Origin of the sequence: Cellulomonas xylanilytica (genome assembly GCF_007989805.1) — a bacterium.
Taxonomy (GTDB): Bacteria; Actinomycetota; Actinomycetes; order Actinomycetales; family Cellulomonadaceae; genus Cellulomonas; species Cellulomonas xylanilytica.
In genome coordinates this window covers 208,892-226,646 of the sequence record NZ_BJUB01000003.1, presented here as the reverse complement: position 1 = coordinate 226,646, position 17,755 = coordinate 208,892, and the positions used below count along the sequence as shown (strand labels likewise).

Below are 17,755 nucleotides of genomic sequence, written 5' to 3'. Positions count from 1 at the left end.
GCTGGTCGTCCTCGCGGCCGTGAGCGAGATCGACCAGGAGAACCGACGGTGACTGCCGCACCGCGCTACCCGCTGCACCGCCCCGCCTCGTCCGTGCCCGCGTCGCCGGACCTGCCCGCCCTCGAGAAGGACGTGCTCGCCTTCTGGGCGGAGGACGGCACGTTCCAGGCGTCGATCGACGCCCGCGACGCCGGCGAGAACGGCAGCAACGAGTACGTCTTCTACGACGGCCCGCCCTTCGCCAACGGCCTGCCGCACTACGGCCACCTGCTGACCGGCTACGCCAAGGACGTCGTGCCGCGCTACCAGACGATGCGCGGCCGTCGGGTCGAGCGCCGCTTCGGCTGGGACACGCACGGGCTCCCGGCCGAGCTGGAGGCACAGCGGCTGCTCGGCATCACGGACACGTCGCAGATCGAGGAGATGGGTCTCGCGGCGTTCAACAAGGCGTGCCGCGAGTCCGTGCTGCGGTACACGGGCGAGTGGCGCGAGTACGTGACGCGTCAGGCCCGCTGGGTCGACTTCGACCACGACTACAAGACGCTCGACGTGACGTTCATGGAGTCGGTCATCTGGGCGTTCAAGCGTCTGTACGACCAGGACATGGCCTACGAGGGCTACCGCGTCCTGCCGTACTGCTGGCGCGACGAGACCCCGCTGTCCAACCACGAGCTGCGGATGGACGACGACGTCTACCAGTCGCGCCAGGACCCCGCGCTGACGGTCGGGCTGCGGCTGGAGACCGGCGAGCTGGCGCTCATCTGGACGACGACGCCCTGGACGCTGCCCAGCAACCTGGCCGTCGCGGTCGGGCCGGACGTCGACTACGTGACGGTCGAGCCCGGACCCGGCTCGACGCTCCAGGGCGAGCTCGTCGTGCTCGCGGCCGCACGCCTCGGCGCCTACGCCAAGGAGCTCGGTGAGGCCACCGTCGTGGCGACGGTCACGGGTCGCGACCTGGCGGGCCGCCGGTACACGCCGCCGTTCGACTACTTCGCCGGCCGCGAGAACGCCCACCAGGTGCTGCTCGCCGACTTCGTGACCACCGAGGACGGCTCGGGCATCGTGCACCTCGCGCCCGCGTTCGGCGAGGACGACATGGTCGCGTGCGACGCGGCACGGATCGTGCCCGCGGTGCCTGTGGATTCGCAGGGGAAGTTCACCACCGAGGTGCCTGACTACCTCGGCCAGCTGGTGTTCGACGCCAACAAGCCGATCATCGCCGACCTCAAGGCGGGCACCGGTCCGCTCGAGCGGGTGCCCGCGGACCGGCGCTCGGTGGTCGTCCGGCACGAGACGTACGAGCACTCCTACCCGCACTGCTGGCGCTGCCGGAACCCGCTCATCTACAAGGCGGTGACCAGCTGGTTCGTGCGCGTGAGCGGCTTCCGGGACCGCATGGTCGAGCTCAACCAGGACATCAGCTGGACGCCGGAGCACATCAAGGACGGCCAGTTCGGCAAGTGGCTCTCCAACGCACGCGACTGGTCCATCAGCCGCAACCGCTACTGGGGCACGCCCATCCCGGTCTGGGTCTCGGACGACCCCGCGCACCCGCGCGTGGACGTCTACGGCTCGCTGGCGGAGCTGGAGGCGGACTTCGGGCGGGTCCCGACGAACGAGGCGGGCGAGCCGGACCTGCACCGGCCGTTCATCGACGAGCTGACGCGCCCGAACCCGGACGACCCGTCCGGGCGGAGCACGATGCGCCGCATCCCCGACGTTCTCGACGTGTGGTTCGACAGCGGCTCGATGCCGTTCGCCCAGGTGCACTACCCGTTCGAGAACGCGGACTGGTTCGAGCACCACTACCCGGGCGACTTCATCGTCGAGTACATCGGCCAGACCCGCGGCTGGTTCTACACGCTGCACGTGCTGGCCACAGCGCTGTTCGACCGCCCGTCGTTCCGCAACGTCCTGTGCCACGGCATCGTGCTCGGCGACGACGGCCGCAAGGCCAGCAAGTCGCTGCGGAACTTCCCCGACCCCGCCGAGATGTGGGACCTGTACGGCTCCGACGCCGTGCGCTGGTTCCTCATGTCGAGCTCGATCCTGCGCGGGGGCAACCTCATCGTCGGCGAGGAGGGCATCCGCGACGGCGTGCGTCAGGTGCTGCTGCCGCTGTGGAGCACGTACTACTTCTTCTCCCTGTACGCGGGTGCGGCGGACGGTGGGGCCGGCTACACGGCCACGGCGGTCGACGCCGCACGCGCCGCCACGCTGGCGCCGATGGACCGCTACGTCCTGGCGCGCACGCGGGACCTCGTCGCGACGACCACCGCCCAGCTGGACGCGTACGACATCTCGGCGGCGTGCGAGAGCGTGCGCGAGCACCTCGACGTGCTGACCAACTGGTACGTGCGGACGCAGCGCGACCGGTTCTGGGCGGAGGACGCGGACGCCTTCGACACGCTGTGGACCTCGCTCGAGGTGCTCACGCGCGTCATGGCGCCGCTCGCGCCGCTGGTCACGGAGGAGGTGTGGCGTGGGCTGACCGGTGGTCGCAGCGTTCACCTGGCCGACTGGCCGACCGTCGACGACGAGGCCGCCGACGAGGCGCTCGTCGCCGCGATGGACCAGGTCCGCGCCGTGGTCTCGACCGCGCTCGGGCTGCGCAAGGCCGCGGGCGTGCGCGTCCGGCAGCCGCTGCACACGCTGACCGTCGCGGTGGCCGACGCCGACGCCCTGGCGCCGTACCGCGACCTGCTCGCGGCGGAGCTCAACGTCAAGCGGGTCGACCTGGTCACGGCCGACGCGGGCACCGCCGAGCAGTTCGGCATCACGCAGCGGCTCGCGGTCAACGCCCGTGCTGCCGGCCCGCGCCTGGGCCGCGGTGTGCAGGCGGTCATCAAGGCCGCCCGTGCCGAGGCGTGGCGGGTGGACGGGGACACGGTCGTGGTGACCACTGACGACGGTGACGTGCCGCTGGAGGCGGCGGAGTACGAGCTGACGACCGTCGTGGGCGGCGAGGGCGGCGCTGCCGCGGTCCTGCCCGGTGGCGGCTTCGTCGTGCTCGACCTGACCCTGGACGACGCGCTGCGGGCCGAGGGCTACGCCCGCGACGTCGTCCGCGTGGTGCAGGACGCCAGGAAGGCGGCCGGCCTGCAGGTGGGGGACCGGATCCTGCTCACGCTGGACGTGCCGGCCGAGCACGTGGCCGCGGTCGAGCAGCACCAGGACACGATCGCGCGCGAGACGCTGGCGCTCTCGGTCGAGATCGAGACGGGGTCCGCGCTGCGGGCGACCGTGGAGGCCGTCGACGCCGGAGGGTACGAGGCATGAGCCCGCGCGAGCACGGAGGGGCCGAGCACCTGCGCACGGAGGCCGAGAAGGAGGCCCGCGAGGCCGCCGACGAGGTGTACCGCGGGATCGTGGCGCGCGCCCCCGAGCACGAGATCGACCCGACGTTCGACCGGACGCTCGCGGTCATGGAGCTGCTGGGGGACCCGCAGAAGGCGTACCGGGTGGTGCACGTCACGGGCACCAACGGCAAGACGTCGACGTCCCGGATGGTCGAGCGCCTGGTCCGTGAGCACGGGCTGCGCACCGGACGGTTCACCAGCCCGCACCTGTCCCGCGTCAACGAGCGGATCGTCATCGACGGCGAGCCCATCAGCGACGAGCGGTTCGTCGAGGTGTGGCAGGACGTGGCGCCGTACGTGCACCTGGTCGACCAGCGCTCGGCCGCGGAGGGCAAGCCGCAGCTGTCGTTCTTCGAGGTGTTCACGGTGATGGCGTTCGCGGCGTTCGCGGACGCCCCGGTGGACGTCGCGGTCATCGAGGTCGGCATGGGCGGCCTCTGGGACTCGACCAACGTCGCGGACGGCGAGGTCGCGATCATCACGCCGATCTCGATGGACCACGAGCGCTACCTGGGCGACACGCTGCTCGACATCGCGTCGGTGAAGGCCGGGATCATCAAGGACGGCGCGACGCTGGTCCTGGCCGCCCAGTCCGAGGACGTCGAGGGCGTGGTCCTGGCCGCGGCCGCCGAGAAGGGCGCGCGGGTGGTCCGCGAGGGCGTGGACATCGAGGTGGGCGAGCGCCAGGTCGCCGTCGGGGGCCAGCTGATCGCCCTGCAGACGCTGGGCGGCACGTACACGGAGATCTTCCTGCCGCTGCACGGCGAGTTCCAGGCGCACAACGCCCTGCTCGCCCTGACCGCGACCGAGGCGCTCCTGACGGGCGGCCGGGCGCTGGACCCGGGCGTCGTCGAGGCCGCGTTCGCCGACGTGGACTCGCCGGGCCGCCTCGAGGTGGTGCGCTCGAGCCCGACGATCATCGTCGACGGCGCGCACAACCCCGCGGGCGTCGAGGCGCTCGTCGACGCGATCGAGGAGGCGTTCGAGTTCCACCGGCTCGTCGGCATCGTCGGCGTCATGGCGGACAAGGACCCCGAGGGCATCCTCGCGCTGCTCGAGCCGGTGCTCGCCGAGGTGGTGATCACGCGTGCGTCGAACACCCGCGCGCTGGAGGTCGAGGAGCTCGCGGAGGTCGCGGTCGACATCTTCGGCGAGGACCGCGTGCACGTGGCGGAGCGCCTGAACGACGCCCTCGACCTGGCGGTCGCGCGCGCGGAGAGCGAGGTCGAGCGCGGGTCCGGCGTGCTCGTCACGGGGTCGATCCTGCTCGTCGCCGAGGCGCGGCGGCTGCTCGGACGCCTCTGAGACCTGGTCGCCCGTCCGGGTGAATCCGTCGAGGTGGTGGCGCACGTTGCACGAACGTGCACCGACGGCGCACGTCCTTCCCTTGACGACCCCTCGAAGCGACACCACGGTGAGACCAGTCGGGACGTCGAAGGTCGCGACGGACGTGGGCCCCGCCCCGGGCGCCCGGTGGAAGGGATGGCCGCTGTGAAGAAGCTCATCAACGACCCGCAGACCGTCGTGGCCGAGTCGCTCGAGGGGTTCGGGGCGGCGCACCCGGACGTGGTGGCGATCCATCGCGACCCCTGGTTCGTCACGCGGGCCGCAGGCACGTCGGCCGGCAAGGTCGGGCTGGTGAGCGGTGGCGGCAGCGGGCACGAGCCGCTGCACGGGGGCTTCGTCGGCGTCGGCATGCTCGACGCGGCCGTCCCGGGGGCGATGTTCACGTCGCCGACCCCCGACCAGATCGCCCCGGCGCTCCAGGCGGCCGACGCGGGCGCGGGCGTGCTCGCGATCGTCAAGAACTACACGGGCGACGTCCTCAACTTCGAGATGGCCGCCGAGGTGGCCGAGGACACCGAGGTGCGGACCGTCGTGGTCAACGACGACGTCGCCGTGGAGGACTCCCTGTACACCGCGGGCCGCCGCGGGGTGGCCGGCACGGTCGCCGTCGAGAAGATCGCGGGCGCGGCGGCGGAGCGGGGGGACAGCCTCGACGCGGTCGTCGCGGTCGCCGAGAAGGTCATCGCGAACGTGCGCTCGATGGGCGTGGCGCTGACCGCCTGCACGGTCCCGCACGCGGGCAAGCCGAGCTTCGACCTGCCCGACGACGAGATCGAGATCGGCATCGGCATCCACGGGGAGCCCGGTCGCCGGCGCATCCCGCTGGCGGGCGCCGACGAGATCACGGAGATGCTCCTGACGCCCGTCGCCGACGACCTGGGACTGGTCGGGGGCGAGAAGGTCCTGCTGTTCGTCAACGGCATGGGCGGCACCCCGGCCTCCGAGCTCTACGTGGTCTATCGTCAGGCCCGCGCGTTGCTCGAGGGGCGTGGGGTCGAGGTGGCCCGCTCGCTCGTCGGCAACTACGTGACATCGCTGGAGATGCAGGGCGCGTCGGTCACGGTCCTCCGTCTGGACGACGAGCTGACCGCCCTGTGGGACGCCCCCGTGCACACGACCGCCCTGCGGTGGTGACCGCACCGGGCGCGGCCGGTACGGGGACTCAACGGCTCGAGGGAGCGTGGGCATGACGCTGGACGTGGCGTGGGCGGTCGACTGGGTGCGCCGCTCGGCGCAGACCGTCGCCGAGCACCGGCAGGAGCTCATCGAGCTCGACCGGCAGATCGGCGACGGCGACCACGGCGAGAACCTGTTCCGCGGCTTCACGGCCGTCGTCGCCAAGCTCGACGCGCTCCCCGCCGAGCCCGCCGACATCGGCGAGGTCCTCCGGCTCGTCGCGACGACCCTCATGTCGACCGTCGGCGGTGCCGCGGGCCCGCTGTACGGCACGGCCTATCTGCGCGCGGCCAAGGCCACGGGCGTCGCCCAGCTGGACAGCCACGGCGTCGTCGCGCTGCTCGAGGCGGCGCTCGAGGGCATCGTCGCCCGGGGCAAGGCGACGACCGGAGAGAAGACGATGGTCGACGCGTGGACGCCCGCCACCGAGGCCGCCGTCGCGGCCGCGGACGGGGGAGCGTCGCCGGCGCAGGTGCTCGCCGCCGCCGCCGATGCCGCGCACGAGGGTGCCGAGGCCACCGTCCCGCTGGTGGCGACCAAGGGCCGCGCGAGCTACCTGGGGGAGCGGTCCGCCGGGCACCTCGACCCCGGCGCACGCTCGACGGAGCTCATCCTTCGCGCGGCCGCCCAGGCGGCCGCGTGACCCGCGAGCCCGCCCCGGTCGCGCTCGTGCTGGTGTCCCACTCCCGCGCGCTGGCCCAGGGTGCGGTCGAGCTGGCCGGTCAGATGGCGCCGGGCGTGCTGCTGATCGCCGCGGGCGGGATGCAGGACGGCGGCCTGGGCACCAGCTACGACACGGTCGAGGGCGCCGTCGTCGAGGCCACGCAGGACGGCCGCTCCGCGGTCGTGCTGACGGACCTCGGCTCGGCGGTGCTCACGGCGGAGTCGGTGCTCGACCTGCTCGACGAGGACGTGGCGGCCCGGGTGCGCATCGCGGACGCGCCGTTCGTCGAGGGGGCCGTCGCGGCGGCCGTCACGGCGCACGGCGGCGCCGACCTGACCACGGTCCTGGCGTCCGCGGTGCACGCGGGGTCCACCTTCGGCACCGCCGACGAGTCCTCGGCGTCGTCGTCGGGGAGCCCGGACGACGGTGTCCTGCGGGCGACCGCGGTGCTGCGCAACCCGCTGGGGCTGCACGCCCGGCCCGCCGCGGTGGTCGCCCGCATGCTGGCGGCCTACGACGCGCGGGTGCGCGTCAACGGTGCGAACGCCGCCAGCGTGCTCGAGCTGATGAAGCTCGGGGCGAAGCAGGGCGTCACGCTGGAGATCGAGACCGAGGGTCCGCAGGCCGCCGAGGCGCGGGACGCTCTCGTCGCCGCGGTCGAGGGTGGGTTCGGCGAGGTCTGACCTCGTGGGTGGTTGCTGTGAGCAACCACACAAGACTCTGCGTCCACTGCAAAGTTGCAGTGTGTGTAAAGTTGCACCTCGTGCAGAACTCTCTTCTCGACGAGCCCGCCCTCGGGCTGCGTGAGCGCAAGAAGCGCGCGCGCCGCGAGGCGCTGATCGACGCCACCCACCGGCTGGTCGCCGAGCACGGCCTCGACGCCGTGACCGTCGAGGCCATCTGCGAGGAGGCCGGCGTCTCCGCACGCACGTTCTTCAACTACTTCGAGACGAAGGACGACGCCGTGCTCGGCCACACCCCGTGGCCGCTCGACTCGGCAGCGACCGAGACGTTCGCGACCGGGGGACCGACGGGGCACCTGCTCGCCGACCTCCAGACGCTCGTCAGCTCGTTCCTCACCGACGCCCCCATCGGTCGCCAGCGGGTCGCACGTGCCCTCGAGCTCGCCGCCAAGGAGCCGCGGCTGCTCGCCCGGCACCTCGCCTGGATGGAGCAGCACAAGGGTCAGCTGTCGGCGCTGATCGAGAGGCGCCTCCAGGACAGCACAGTGGGGGCGCCTCCCTATTCCTCGGAGATCGTCGGCTCGACGCTGCTCTTCCTCACCCACGCGACGTTCATGCGCTGGGACGCCGCCGGCGGCACCGGCACGGCCGACGAGCACGTCGCCGCCGTCGTCGCCGACCTGCGCTCCATCCTCACCGACTGACCCCCCCGCACCACCGCCCCCGCCCCCACCCCGCAGAACGAGGTCCTTCCGCATGGCCACCGCAGCACCGCAGGCACCAGCGGCCGACAAGCCGCTGATCCACCTGACCCCCAAGACCGTCTGGCTCATCTTCGGTGCGCTCATGGCGGGCATGTTCATGTCCTCGCTCGACCAGTCGATCGTCGGCACCGCGATGCCCACGATCGTCGGCGAGCTCAACGGGGTCGAGCACCAGGGCTGGGTGGTGACGGCCTACATCCTGGCCATCGCGATCGTCATGCCGCTGTACGGCAAGTTCGGTGACCTCTGGGGCCGGCGGTGGCCGTTCCTCATCGCCATCGGCCTGTTCACCATCGCGTCGGCCGGGGCCGGGTTCGCCCAGTCGTTCGGCGAGCTGGTGTTCTGGCGCGGCGTGCAGGGCCTCGGCGGCGGTGGCCTGATGATCCTCTCGCAGGCGATCATCGCGGACATCGTGCCCGCCAAGGACCGCGGCAAGTACATGGGCCCGATGGGTGCGCTGTTCGGCATCTCCGCCGTCATCGGCCCGCTCCTCGGCGGCCTGTTCACGCAGCACGCCGACTGGCGCTGGTGCTTCTGGATCAACATCCCGATCGGCCTCGCGGCGTTCGCCGTGGCCTGGTTCACCCTGAAGCTGCCCACGCACCGCTCCGGCAAGAAGATCGACGTCGCCGGCATCTTCTTCATGGTCGTCGCCACGTCCGGCCTCGTCCTGGCCACCAGCTGGGACAGCTGGACGGGCAACCGCGGCTACGACTGGTCCGACCCCGGCCTGCTGGCCCTGGTGATCGGCACGCTCGTCTCGATCGCGGCGTTCATCATGGTCGAGCTCCGGGCGCAGGAGCCGCTGCTCCCGCTACGCCTGTTCAAGAACCCGACGTTCACCATCGCCACGGCCATCGGCCTCATCCTCGGCATGGGCATGTTCGCCGCCCTCGCGTTCCTGCCGACGTTCCTGCAGATGTCGACCGGCGCGGGCGTCACGGAGTCCGGCTTCCTGCTGCTCCCGATGATGGTCGGTGTCATGATCACCGCGATCGGGTCCGGCCTCGCGATCACGAAGACCGGCCGCTACAAGATCTTCCCCGTGGTCGGCCTCGCCATCACCACCGGCGGCGTCGCGTGGCTCACGCAGATCACCGGGGACATGTCGATGTGGCTCTTCGGCGCCATGATCTTCGTGCTCGGCGCCGGCATGGGCCTGGTCATGCAGACGATCGTGCTCGCGGTGCAGAACTCGGTCGACCCGCACGAGATCGGGACCGCCACCAGCACGAACAACTTCTTCCGCGAGATCGGCGCGGCCGTCGGCACGGCGCTGTTCAGCACGATGTTCACGTCGAAGCTGGCCGACAACCTCGCCGAGGTCTTCGCCGGTGCGCCCGCCGGGTCTGGGGGAGAGGCGTCGAGCCTGACGCCCGCCGCGGTCCAGGCGCTGCCCGAGCCGCTGAAGACCGGGGTCATCGACGCGTTCACCAACGCGCTCGCGCCCTCGTTCTGGTACCTCGTGCCGGTGATCGCGGTCGGCTTCGTCCTGGCCCTGTTCCTGCGCGAGGTCAAGCTGTCCGACGTGGCCGGCATGGTCGCCCGCGGCGAGGCCCTCGCGGCGGACGGCTCCGGCATCGCGTCGGAGCGGGTCGACGGTGCGGTCGTGGTCGACGACCTCTCCGCCGGCGAGCTCCCGACGCAGCGCGACGGCGCCGCCGACCACGTCGACGCGTCAGCGCGCGGCTGAGCGCCGGTAACCTTCACGCATGAGCTCCACCGTCCCGGACGATGGCCCGGCCGTACGCCGCAAGCGCCCCGCGAAAGTCCAGTTCACCCAGGCGATCCTCGTCCTCGAGGCGCTCCTGGTGTTCTTCGCGACGCTCGTGGCGTACGGCCTGCGGCTGGCCGAGCCGGCGGCGATCTGGTGGGTCGGCGGGGTCCTGTCCCTCGTCCTGATCCTGCTGTCCGGCATGATGTCCCGCCCTGGCGGCTACCTGGCCGGCTCGGTCGTCCAGGTGCCCGTGCTGGCCGTGGGGTTCTTCGTCCCGATGATGTTCGTCGTGGGCGGGATCTTCGTCGTGCTGTGGCTCGTGGCGCTGCGGCTCGGGGGCAGGATCGACCGGGAGCGGGCCGAGTACGACGCCGCGAACCCCGGAGCGGTCGGGCCCTGAAGGCCTGCGCGTCGACATAGGGTTCACGTCATGACTGACGCACCCGACGCCCCCACGACACAGCGCACCCTCGTCCTGGTCAAGCCGGACGGAGTCCGCCGCGGACTGTCGGGCGAGATCGTCCGCCGCATCGAGGCCAAGGGCTACACCCTCGTCGCCGTCGAGCTGCGCGAGGCAGACGAGGCGCTGCTGGCCGAGCACTACGCCGAGCACGCCGGCAAGCCGTTCCTCACGCCGCTCGTCGAGTTCATGCGCTCCGGGCCGGTCCTCGCGGTCGTGGCCGAGGGTCACCGCGTGATCGAGGGCTTCCGCTCGCTGGCCGGCGCCACCGACCCCACGGTCGCCGCACCCGGCACCATCCGCGGCGACCTGGGCCGCGACTGGGGTCTGAAGGTCATCCAGAACCTCGTGCACGGCTCGGACTCCGAGGAGTCGGCGGCCCGCGAGATCGCGCTCTGGTTCCCCGCCCTCTGAGCTGAGCCGCGCCGAGCCCCGGGGGCGGAACCGCACCGCCGAGCGGGTGGACGTCCCCGGGGCTGCGTCGCGCGCGCCTTAGGCTTCGTGGGTGCACCTCAAGACCCTCACCCTGCGGGGGTTCAAGTCGTTCGCCTCGGCGACGACCCTGAACTTCGAGCCGGGCGTCACCTGCGTGGTCGGGCCCAACGGCTCGGGCAAGTCCAACGTCGTCGACGCCCTCGCGTGGGTCATGGGGGAGCAGGGCGCCAAGTCGCTGCGCGGCGGCAAGATGGAGGACGTCATCTTCGCCGGCACGGCTGGGCGTCCGCCGCTGGGCCGCGCCGAGGTGGCGCTCACCATCGACAACGCCGACGGCGCCCTGCCGATCGAGTACTCCGAGGTCACCATCTCGCGGACGCTGTTCCGCAACGGGGGCTCCGAGTACGCGATCAACGGGCAGGGCTGCCGGCTCCTCGACATCCAGGACCTGCTCTCCGACTCCGGCCTGGGCCGGGAGATGCACGTCATCGTCGGCCAGGGCCAGCTCGACGCCGTGCTGAGGGCGACCCCCGAGGAGCGCCGCGGCTTCATCGAGGAGGCCGCCGGTGTTCTCAAGCACCGCAAGCGCAAGGAGAAGGCGCTCCGCAAGCTCGAGGCCATGCAGGCGAACCTCACCCGGCTCGGGGACCTGACGGGCGAGATCCGGCGCCAGCTCGGCCCGCTCGGCCGGCAGGCGGAGGTCGCCCGCAAGGCCGCGGTCGTCCAGGCGGACCTGCGCGACTCGCGTGCCCGTCTGCTGGCCGACGACCTGGCCCAGCTGACGTCCACGCTCGAGCAGGAGATCGCCGACGAGAGCGCCCTGCGGGTGCGCCGCGAGCAGGTCGAGGGTGCGCTCGCCGCCACCCGCGCCCGCCTGGCCACGCTCGAGCGGGAGGCCGCCGAGGCGGCGCCGGCCCTGAGCGAGGCGAGCGAGGTCTGGTACCGGTTGTCGTCGCTGCGCGAGCGTCTGCGCGGGACGGCCTCGCTGGCCGCGGACCGGGTCCGGCTGCTCGGCAGCGCAGGGCCGGAGCGCACCGGCGGCTCGGACCCCGACGACCTGGCCGCGCAGGCCGAGCGCGTGCGCTCCGCCGAGGCCGAGCTGGCCAGCGAGGTCGAGCTGTCCCGCGCCGCGCTCGAGGCGGCCGTGACCGCCCGCCAGCAGGCCGAGGCGGAGGCCACGGCGGCCGAGAAGGAGGTCGCCACCGCCCTGCGCGGTGCCGCCGACCGCCGCGAGGGCGTCGCCCGGCTCGCGGGCCAGGTGGCCGCCCGCCGCAGCCGCGTGGAGGCGACCCAGGCCGAGCTCGGGCGCCTGCGCGAGTCGCTGACCGCCGCCGAGCAGCGGGGCCAGGAGGCGACGACGCAGTTCGCGGTCCTCGAGTCGCAGGTCGCCGGTGTCGAGGAGGGCGAGGAAGGGCTGGACGCCGAGCACGAGGCCGCCGTCGAGGCCCTCGAGCGGGCGACCGAGCGCCTCACCGCCCTGCAGGAGCAGCTGAGCGCCGCCGAGCGCGAGCGCGCCGCGCTGGAGTCCCGCGCCGAGACCCTTGAGCTCAGCCTCACGCGCAAGGACGGCGTGGGCGCGCTGCTCGCCGCGGACGGCCAGCCCGGCCTCGTCGGCTCGGTCGCGGCGCTGCTCGCGGTCGACCCGGAGAACGAGGAGGCCATCGTCGCCGCGCTCGGTGCCGTGGCCGACGCCGTCGCGGTCGACTCCGTGGACGCGGCCGTCGACGCCATCCGCTACCTGCGCACCGAGGACGCCGGCCGCGCGACGCTGCTGGTCAGCGGTGCGTCCACGATGCGTACGCCACCCGCCGACATCCCCGCCGGAGCCGCACGGGCGGTCGACCTCGTCCGCGCACCGGAGCACGTCCGCGCGGCGGTCGAGACGCTGCTCGCGGACGTCGTCGTCGTCGACGACCTGGCCGCAGCCCGGGCGATCGTCGCCACCCGCCCCGACCTCGTCGTCGCCACCCGCACCGGTGACGTGCTGTCGCAGCACCGTGCCTCGGGCGGCTCCGCCACGGCCCCGAGCGCCCTGCACCTGCAGTCGGCGCTCGACCAGGCACGCTCGGGCGCGGCGGCGGCGACGGCGGACGCCGAGCGCGTCCGGTTCGAGCTCACCGGCGCCACCGAGGCCCTGACCGCTGCTCGTGAGGCGCACGAGCGCACCCTCGACCGGCTCAACGAGTCCGACGCCGCGCTCGCCGCCGTCGCCGAGCAGCTCGGTCACCTGGGCTCCGCGGCCCGCGCCGCGAACGCGGAGGCAGCGCGGCTGCAGCAGTCGCTCGAGGCTGCGTCCCGCACGCTGGAGGCCGACACCGCCGAGCTCACCGAGCTGGCCGAGCGGCTGGCCGCCGCGGAGGTGGAGCCCGCCGAGAGCGAGGCGGCGATCGTCGAGGGCAGCGCCCGCCGGGACCGCCTGGCCGAGCTCGCCACGGCTGCCCGCGCCCGCGAGACCGAGGCCCGGCTGACCCTGCGGACCGGCGAGGAGCGGGCGCGCGCGCTGTCCGGCCGTGCGGAGTCGCTGGAACGGGCCGCCCAGACCGAGCGCGTCGCCCGCGAGCGGGCCGCCGAGCGTGAGCGCGCCCGGTCCCATCAGGCAGGCGTGGCCCAGGCCGTGCGGGACGGCGCGACGCAGGCGCTGCTCGTGCTCGACGAGTCGCTCCGGCGGGCGTCCGCCGAGCGCGACGCCGCCGAGGCCGCCCGCGGCGAGCGTGACCGCGAGGTCGCCGCCGCGCGCGCCGAGGTGGACGTCCGCGCCGCCGAGCTGGCGCAGCTCACCGACGTCGCCCACCGCGACGAGGTGGCCCGCACCCAGCAGCGGCTGCGCATCGAGGCCCTGCAGGCCCGCTCCGTGGACGACCTGGGCCTCGACCCGGCGGTCCTGCTCGAGGAGTACGGGCCCCACCAGGACGTTCCCGTCATCCCGCTGCCCGGCGCCGAGGTCGACCCGGAGGCGCCGACCGTGGTCCCGTACGTGCGCGAGCAGCAGGAGAAGCGCCTGCGGGCCGCCGAGCGGGCGCTGTCGCTGCTCGGCCGCGTCAACCCGCTCGCGCTCGAGGAGTTCGCCGCCCTCGAGGAGCGTCACCAGTTCCTGGTCGAGCAGCTGGCGGACCTGAAGAAGTCCCGTGCCGACCTGCTCGAGATCGTCAAGGAGATCGACGAGCGCGTCGAGCAGGTGTTCGCGGAGGCCTACCGGGACACCGCCGCCGCGTTCGACGTCGTGTTCCCGCGCCTGTTCCCCGGCGGCGAGGGCCGGCTCGTCCTGACGGACCCCGACAACATGCTCACCACCGGCATCGACGTCGAGGCCCGGCCGGCCGGCAAGAAGGTCAAGCGGCTGTCGTTGCTGTCCGGTGGCGAGCGCTCGCTGACCGCGGTCGCGCTGCTGGTGGCCATCTTCAAGGCGCGGCCCAGCCCGTTCTACGTCATGGACGAGGTCGAGGCGGCACTCGACGACGCGAACCTGGGCCGGCTGCTCGAGATCTTCCGTGAGCTGCAGGAGGACTCCCAGCTCATCGTCGTCACCCACCAGAAGCGGACCATGGAGATCGCCGACGCGCTGTACGGCGTGACCATGCGCGGCGACGGTGTCACCACGGTGATCAGCCAGCGGATGCGCGAGGACGTCGCCGTCTGACCGGTCCCTCCCGGTTCGGCTGTGGAGATTGTGTGGCGTTTGCCACTCCTCGTGCGTCGAGCGACGACTGACCGCCCGCGGGCACGGACACTGGTGTCATGGCTGTCCTCGTCGCGATCCTTCTCGCCGTCCTCGTCGCCGCAGCCGTCCTGGTCGCCGCCAGCCTCCACGCGTCGGCCCAGGACCGCCGGGAGTCACCGCTCGCCACGTTCCGCAGCGGCTGGGCCGGCCGCACGAACCCCGATGCCGACCAGCGGGCTGCCGCCGAGGCGGCCGCCGTCGCGCCCGTCGACCTGTCGCTCGCGCAGTTCCTGCGGGAGACGGTCGACGAGGGCGAGGCGTACCTCCAGGTCGACGACCTGGCCGCGACCCTCCAACGCGCCAAGGAGAAGGCCGCCGGCGTCCTGCCCGGCCACCGCGCTCGCTGACGGCGACTCACGCTCGGCGCGACCGTCGGTCCTGACGCGTCGGTTCGCGTCCTGAGGCCGCCGCCAGACACACTGTCCCGGTGACCAACGAGACGCTCGAGATCCTCCTGGCCGCCGGCATCCCGGCGGCCATCGTCGTCGCCCTCAGCACCCTGCTCGTCCGGCGGCGCCGTCGGTCGGACGTGGACGAGGCCCCGACCGCCCTCGACGAGCCGACTCTCGCGCCCGCCCCCGACGAGGCGCCGGCCACCCCCGCCCCCGCGCCGGTGGAGGTGCTCCCCGAGGAGGCCGAGGCCCCGCCGGTCCTCGAGGTGCCCGCCCCGGTGGCCGGCCGGCTCTCCCGGCTGCGCGACCGGCTGTCGCGGTCCGGCTCGCCGCTGGGCGCCCGGTTGCTCGCGGTCCTGTCCAAGGACCACCTCACCGAGGACGACTGGGACGAGCTCGAGGAGACGCTCCTGCTCGCCGACGTGGGCGCCGGCCCGACAGGGGAGCTCATCGACGCGCTGCGCACCCGCGTCCGGGTCGAGGGCCTCAAGGACCCCGCCCAGGTCCGCGCACTCCTGCGCGAGCAGCTGGTCGCGCTCGTCGACCCGACCCTCGACCGCAGCCTGCACACCGACCCGGGCACTGCGGCCGACGGCTCCCGCGTCCCCGCGGTGGTGCTCGTCGTGGGCGTCAACGGCACGGGCAAGACGACCACGGTCGGCAAGCTCGCCCGCGTGCTCGTCGCCGACGGGCGGACCGTCGTCCTGGGCGCCGCCGACACGTTCCGCGCCGCCGCCGCCGACCAGCTGCAGACGTGGGGCTCGCGCGTCGGTGTGCACACCGTCCGCTCGGACCGCGACGGTGCCGACCCCGCGGCGGTCGCGTTCGACGCCGTCCGCACCGGCCGCGCCGAGGGCACCGACGTCGTGCTCGTCGACACCGCCGGGCGCCTGCAGAACAAGGCCGGCCTGATGGACGAGCTCGGCAAGATCACGCGCGTCATCACGCGGGAGGCGCCCCTGTCCGAGGTGCTGCTCGTCCTGGACGCGACGACCGGCCAGAACGGCCTGAACCAGGCGCGCGTGTTCAGCGAGGTCGCCGGGGTCACCGGCATCGTCCTGACCAAGCTCGACGGCACCGCCAAGGGCGGGATCGTCGTCGCCGTGCAGCGCGAGCTGGGCGTCCCGGTCAAGCTCGTGGGCCTGGGAGAGGGCCCGGACGACCTGGCGCCGTTCGACCCGGAGGCCTTCGTCGACGCTCTCCTCCTCGGCTGAGGACCGCTCGTCCGCTCCTGGACGTCCGCTCACCACGAAACCGAACGTTTACGTGCGGGTGAGGCTTGTCACACCGACGTAACGTCCTTCGCCTCTGACGGAAACCCGCCTCGTCGACTGTGATCCCGGACCAGCCACCCCCGGCTGGCGAGTGGAGAGGCGATCTCGATGGAATTCGAGCTGGACAGCGGGAACACGGCGTTTATGCTCACCGCCGCGTCGCTCGTGCTGCTGATGACGCCGGGGCTGGCGTTCTTCTACGGCGGCATGGTGCGCGGCAAGAGCGTGCTGAACATGATGATGATGAGCTTCGGCGCGATCGGCGTCGCCGGGCTCATCTGGGTGCTGTACGGGTACTCGGCCGTCTTCGGCGGGGACCTCGGCGGCGGGTGGCTCGGCAACCCGTTCGAGTTCTTCGGCCTGCAGGGCGCCACCGACGACCAGAGCCTGATGGCGGCGTCGGGTGTGCCGTTCCTCGTGGCCGCGGGCTACCAGGCGACGTTCGCGATCATCACGGTCGCGCTGATCTCCGGTGCCGTCGCGGACCGCATGAAGTTCGGTGCCTGGCTGGTCTTCACGGCCGTCTGGGTCACCGTGGTCTACCTGCCGCTGGCGCACTGGGTGTGGGGCGGCGGTCTGCTCAGCGCGACCGGCCTCACCGAGGGCCTGTCGACCCCCATCGACTTCGCCGGCGGGACGGTCGTCCACATCAACGCCGGTACGGCCGGCCTGGTGCTCGCCATCGTGCTCGGCAAGCGCCGCGGCTTCGGCAAGGAGGCCATGCGGCCCCACAACCTGCCGTTCGTCATGCTGGGCGCAGCCCTCCTGTGGTTCGGCTGGTTCGGCTTCAACGCCGGCTCGGAGTTCGCCGCGGACAACGTGGCCGGTCGCGCCTGGCTCAACACGCTGCTCGCCACGGGCATCGCGATGCTCGCCTGGCTCGCCACGGAGAAGGTGCGTGACGGTCACGCCACGTCGCTCGGTGCCGCCTCCGGCATCGTCGCTGGCCTCGTGGCCATCACGCCGGCCGCTGCGGCTGTCGACACCTGGGGTGCCATCGCCATCGGCATCGTCGCGGGTGTGCTCTGCGCCCTCGCCGTGGGCCTGAAGTTCCGGTTCGGCTACGACGACTCGCTCGACGTCGTGGGTGTCCACCTCGTCGGTGGCCTCGTCGGCACGATCCTCATCGGCTTCTTCGCCACCGACGCCAACAGCACCTGGTACCCGGACGGGGCCCAGAACGGTCTGTTCTACGGTGGGGGCCTCACTCAGCTGGCCACGCAGACGATCGTGGCGCTCGCCGCGGTCCTGTTCAGCTTCACGGCGACGTACGTCATCGCGCTCATCCTCAAGGCCACCATCGGTCTGCGGGTGTCCGACGAGGCCGAGGTCGGCGGTATCGACCTGGCTGTCCACGCTGAGACCGCATACGAGACGCTGGGCGTCGGCGCCCGCGTCGTGACGGAGGTGAAGTGATGACGAAGCTCGTGACGGCGGTCATCCAGCCGCACCGGCTGGACGACGTCAAGTCGGCCCTCGAGGCCGCGGGTGTCCGTGGCCTGACCGTGAGCGAGGCGAGCGGCTACGGCCGTCAGCGCGGTCACACGGAGGTCTACCGCGGCGCGGAGTACACGGTCGACCTGGTTCCCAAGGTCAAGATCGACGTGCTCGTGAGCGACGAGGACGCGGCCAGCGTGACCGAGGTCATCGTGCGCGCGGCGCAGACCGGCAAGATCGGTGACGGCAAGGTCTGGGTCGTGCCGGTCGAGGACGTGGCTCGCGTCCGCACCGGTGAGCACGGCGACGACGCCCTCTGATCAGGA

Annotated in this window: 14 protein-coding genes; all 14 read left to right on the top strand. The window is 72.7% G+C overall.

Annotated features, from left to right (window positions below):
* Positions 1 to 48: 48 nt before the first annotated feature.
* The 14 genes from ileS (at position 49) to CXY01_RS06395 (ending at position 17,749) form a co-directional block, all read left to right on the top strand.
* Positions 49 to 3,282 (top strand): isoleucine--tRNA ligase, encoded by a 3,234-nt coding sequence (gene ileS, locus CXY01_RS06460; RefSeq protein ID WP_146926278.1) that lies wholly within the window; start codon positions 49 to 51, stop codon positions 3,280 to 3,282.
* Positions 3,279 to 4,667 carry a bifunctional folylpolyglutamate synthase/dihydrofolate synthase gene (locus CXY01_RS06455; protein WP_146926277.1) on the top strand — a complete coding sequence of 463 codons (1,389 nt, stop codon included), beginning with the start codon at positions 3,279 to 3,281 and terminating at the stop codon, positions 4,665 to 4,667. Before ileS ends, CXY01_RS06455 begins: the two co-directional genes overlap by 4 nt.
* A 186-nt stretch (positions 4,668 to 4,853) precedes the next feature.
* A complete protein-coding gene (gene dhaK / locus CXY01_RS06450; protein WP_146926501.1) occupies positions 4,854 to 5,843 on the top strand; it encodes a dihydroxyacetone kinase subunit DhaK in 990 nt (329 codons plus the stop codon).
* Between the two features lie 52 nt (positions 5,844 to 5,895).
* A complete protein-coding gene (gene dhaL / locus CXY01_RS06445) occupies positions 5,896 to 6,528 on the top strand; it encodes a dihydroxyacetone kinase subunit DhaL (RefSeq protein ID WP_146926276.1) in 633 nt (210 codons plus the stop codon).
* Positions 6,525 to 7,232, top strand: coding sequence for a dihydroxyacetone kinase phosphoryl donor subunit DhaM (gene dhaM / locus CXY01_RS06440; RefSeq protein WP_146926275.1), 708 nt, complete (start codon positions 6,525 to 6,527; stop codon positions 7,230 to 7,232). The genes dhaL and dhaM overlap by 4 nt, the downstream gene beginning before the upstream one ends.
* Positions 7,233 to 7,312: 80 nt before the next feature.
* Positions 7,313 to 7,936: a TetR/AcrR family transcriptional regulator gene (locus CXY01_RS06435; protein ID WP_246125103.1), complete on the top strand. Its 624-nt coding sequence runs from the start codon at positions 7,313 to 7,315 to the stop codon at positions 7,934 to 7,936.
* Between the two features lie 52 nt (positions 7,937 to 7,988).
* Entirely contained in the window at positions 7,989 to 9,689 is a 1,701-nt protein-coding gene (locus CXY01_RS06430; RefSeq protein ID WP_146926273.1) for an MDR family MFS transporter, read from the top strand.
* A gap of 19 nt (positions 9,690 to 9,708) precedes the next feature.
* Positions 9,709 to 10,113, top strand: coding sequence for a DUF4233 domain-containing protein (locus tag CXY01_RS06425; RefSeq protein ID WP_146926272.1), 405 nt, complete (start codon positions 9,709 to 9,711; stop codon positions 10,111 to 10,113).
* Between the two features lie 30 nt (positions 10,114 to 10,143).
* Complete coding sequence (gene ndk / locus CXY01_RS06420) at positions 10,144 to 10,587, top strand: nucleoside-diphosphate kinase (protein ID WP_146926271.1); 444 nt, start codon at positions 10,144 to 10,146, stop codon at positions 10,585 to 10,587.
* A gap of 91 nt (positions 10,588 to 10,678) precedes the next feature.
* Positions 10,679 to 14,245, top strand: coding sequence for a chromosome segregation protein SMC (smc, locus tag CXY01_RS06415; protein WP_146926270.1), 3,567 nt, complete (start codon positions 10,679 to 10,681; stop codon positions 14,243 to 14,245).
* 98 nt (positions 14,246 to 14,343) lie between these two features.
* Complete coding sequence (locus CXY01_RS06410) at positions 14,344 to 14,673, top strand: hypothetical protein (protein WP_146926269.1); 330 nt, start codon at positions 14,344 to 14,346, stop codon at positions 14,671 to 14,673.
* Positions 14,674 to 14,753: 80 nt separating this feature from the next.
* Positions 14,754 to 15,932 carry a signal recognition particle-docking protein FtsY gene (gene ftsY / locus CXY01_RS06405; protein ID WP_146926268.1) on the top strand — a complete coding sequence of 393 codons (1,179 nt, stop codon included), beginning with the start codon at positions 14,754 to 14,756 and terminating at the stop codon, positions 15,930 to 15,932.
* 168 nt (positions 15,933 to 16,100) lie between these two features.
* Positions 16,101 to 17,408, top strand: a complete 1,308-nt coding sequence (locus CXY01_RS06400; RefSeq protein WP_146926267.1) for an ammonium transporter — start codon at positions 16,101 to 16,103, stop codon at positions 17,406 to 17,408.
* Entirely contained in the window at positions 17,408 to 17,749 is a 342-nt protein-coding gene (locus tag CXY01_RS06395; RefSeq protein ID WP_055922297.1) for a P-II family nitrogen regulator, read from the top strand. The genes CXY01_RS06400 and CXY01_RS06395 overlap by 1 nt, the downstream gene beginning before the upstream one ends.
* The last annotated feature ends 6 nt before the right edge of the window (positions 17,750 to 17,755 follow it).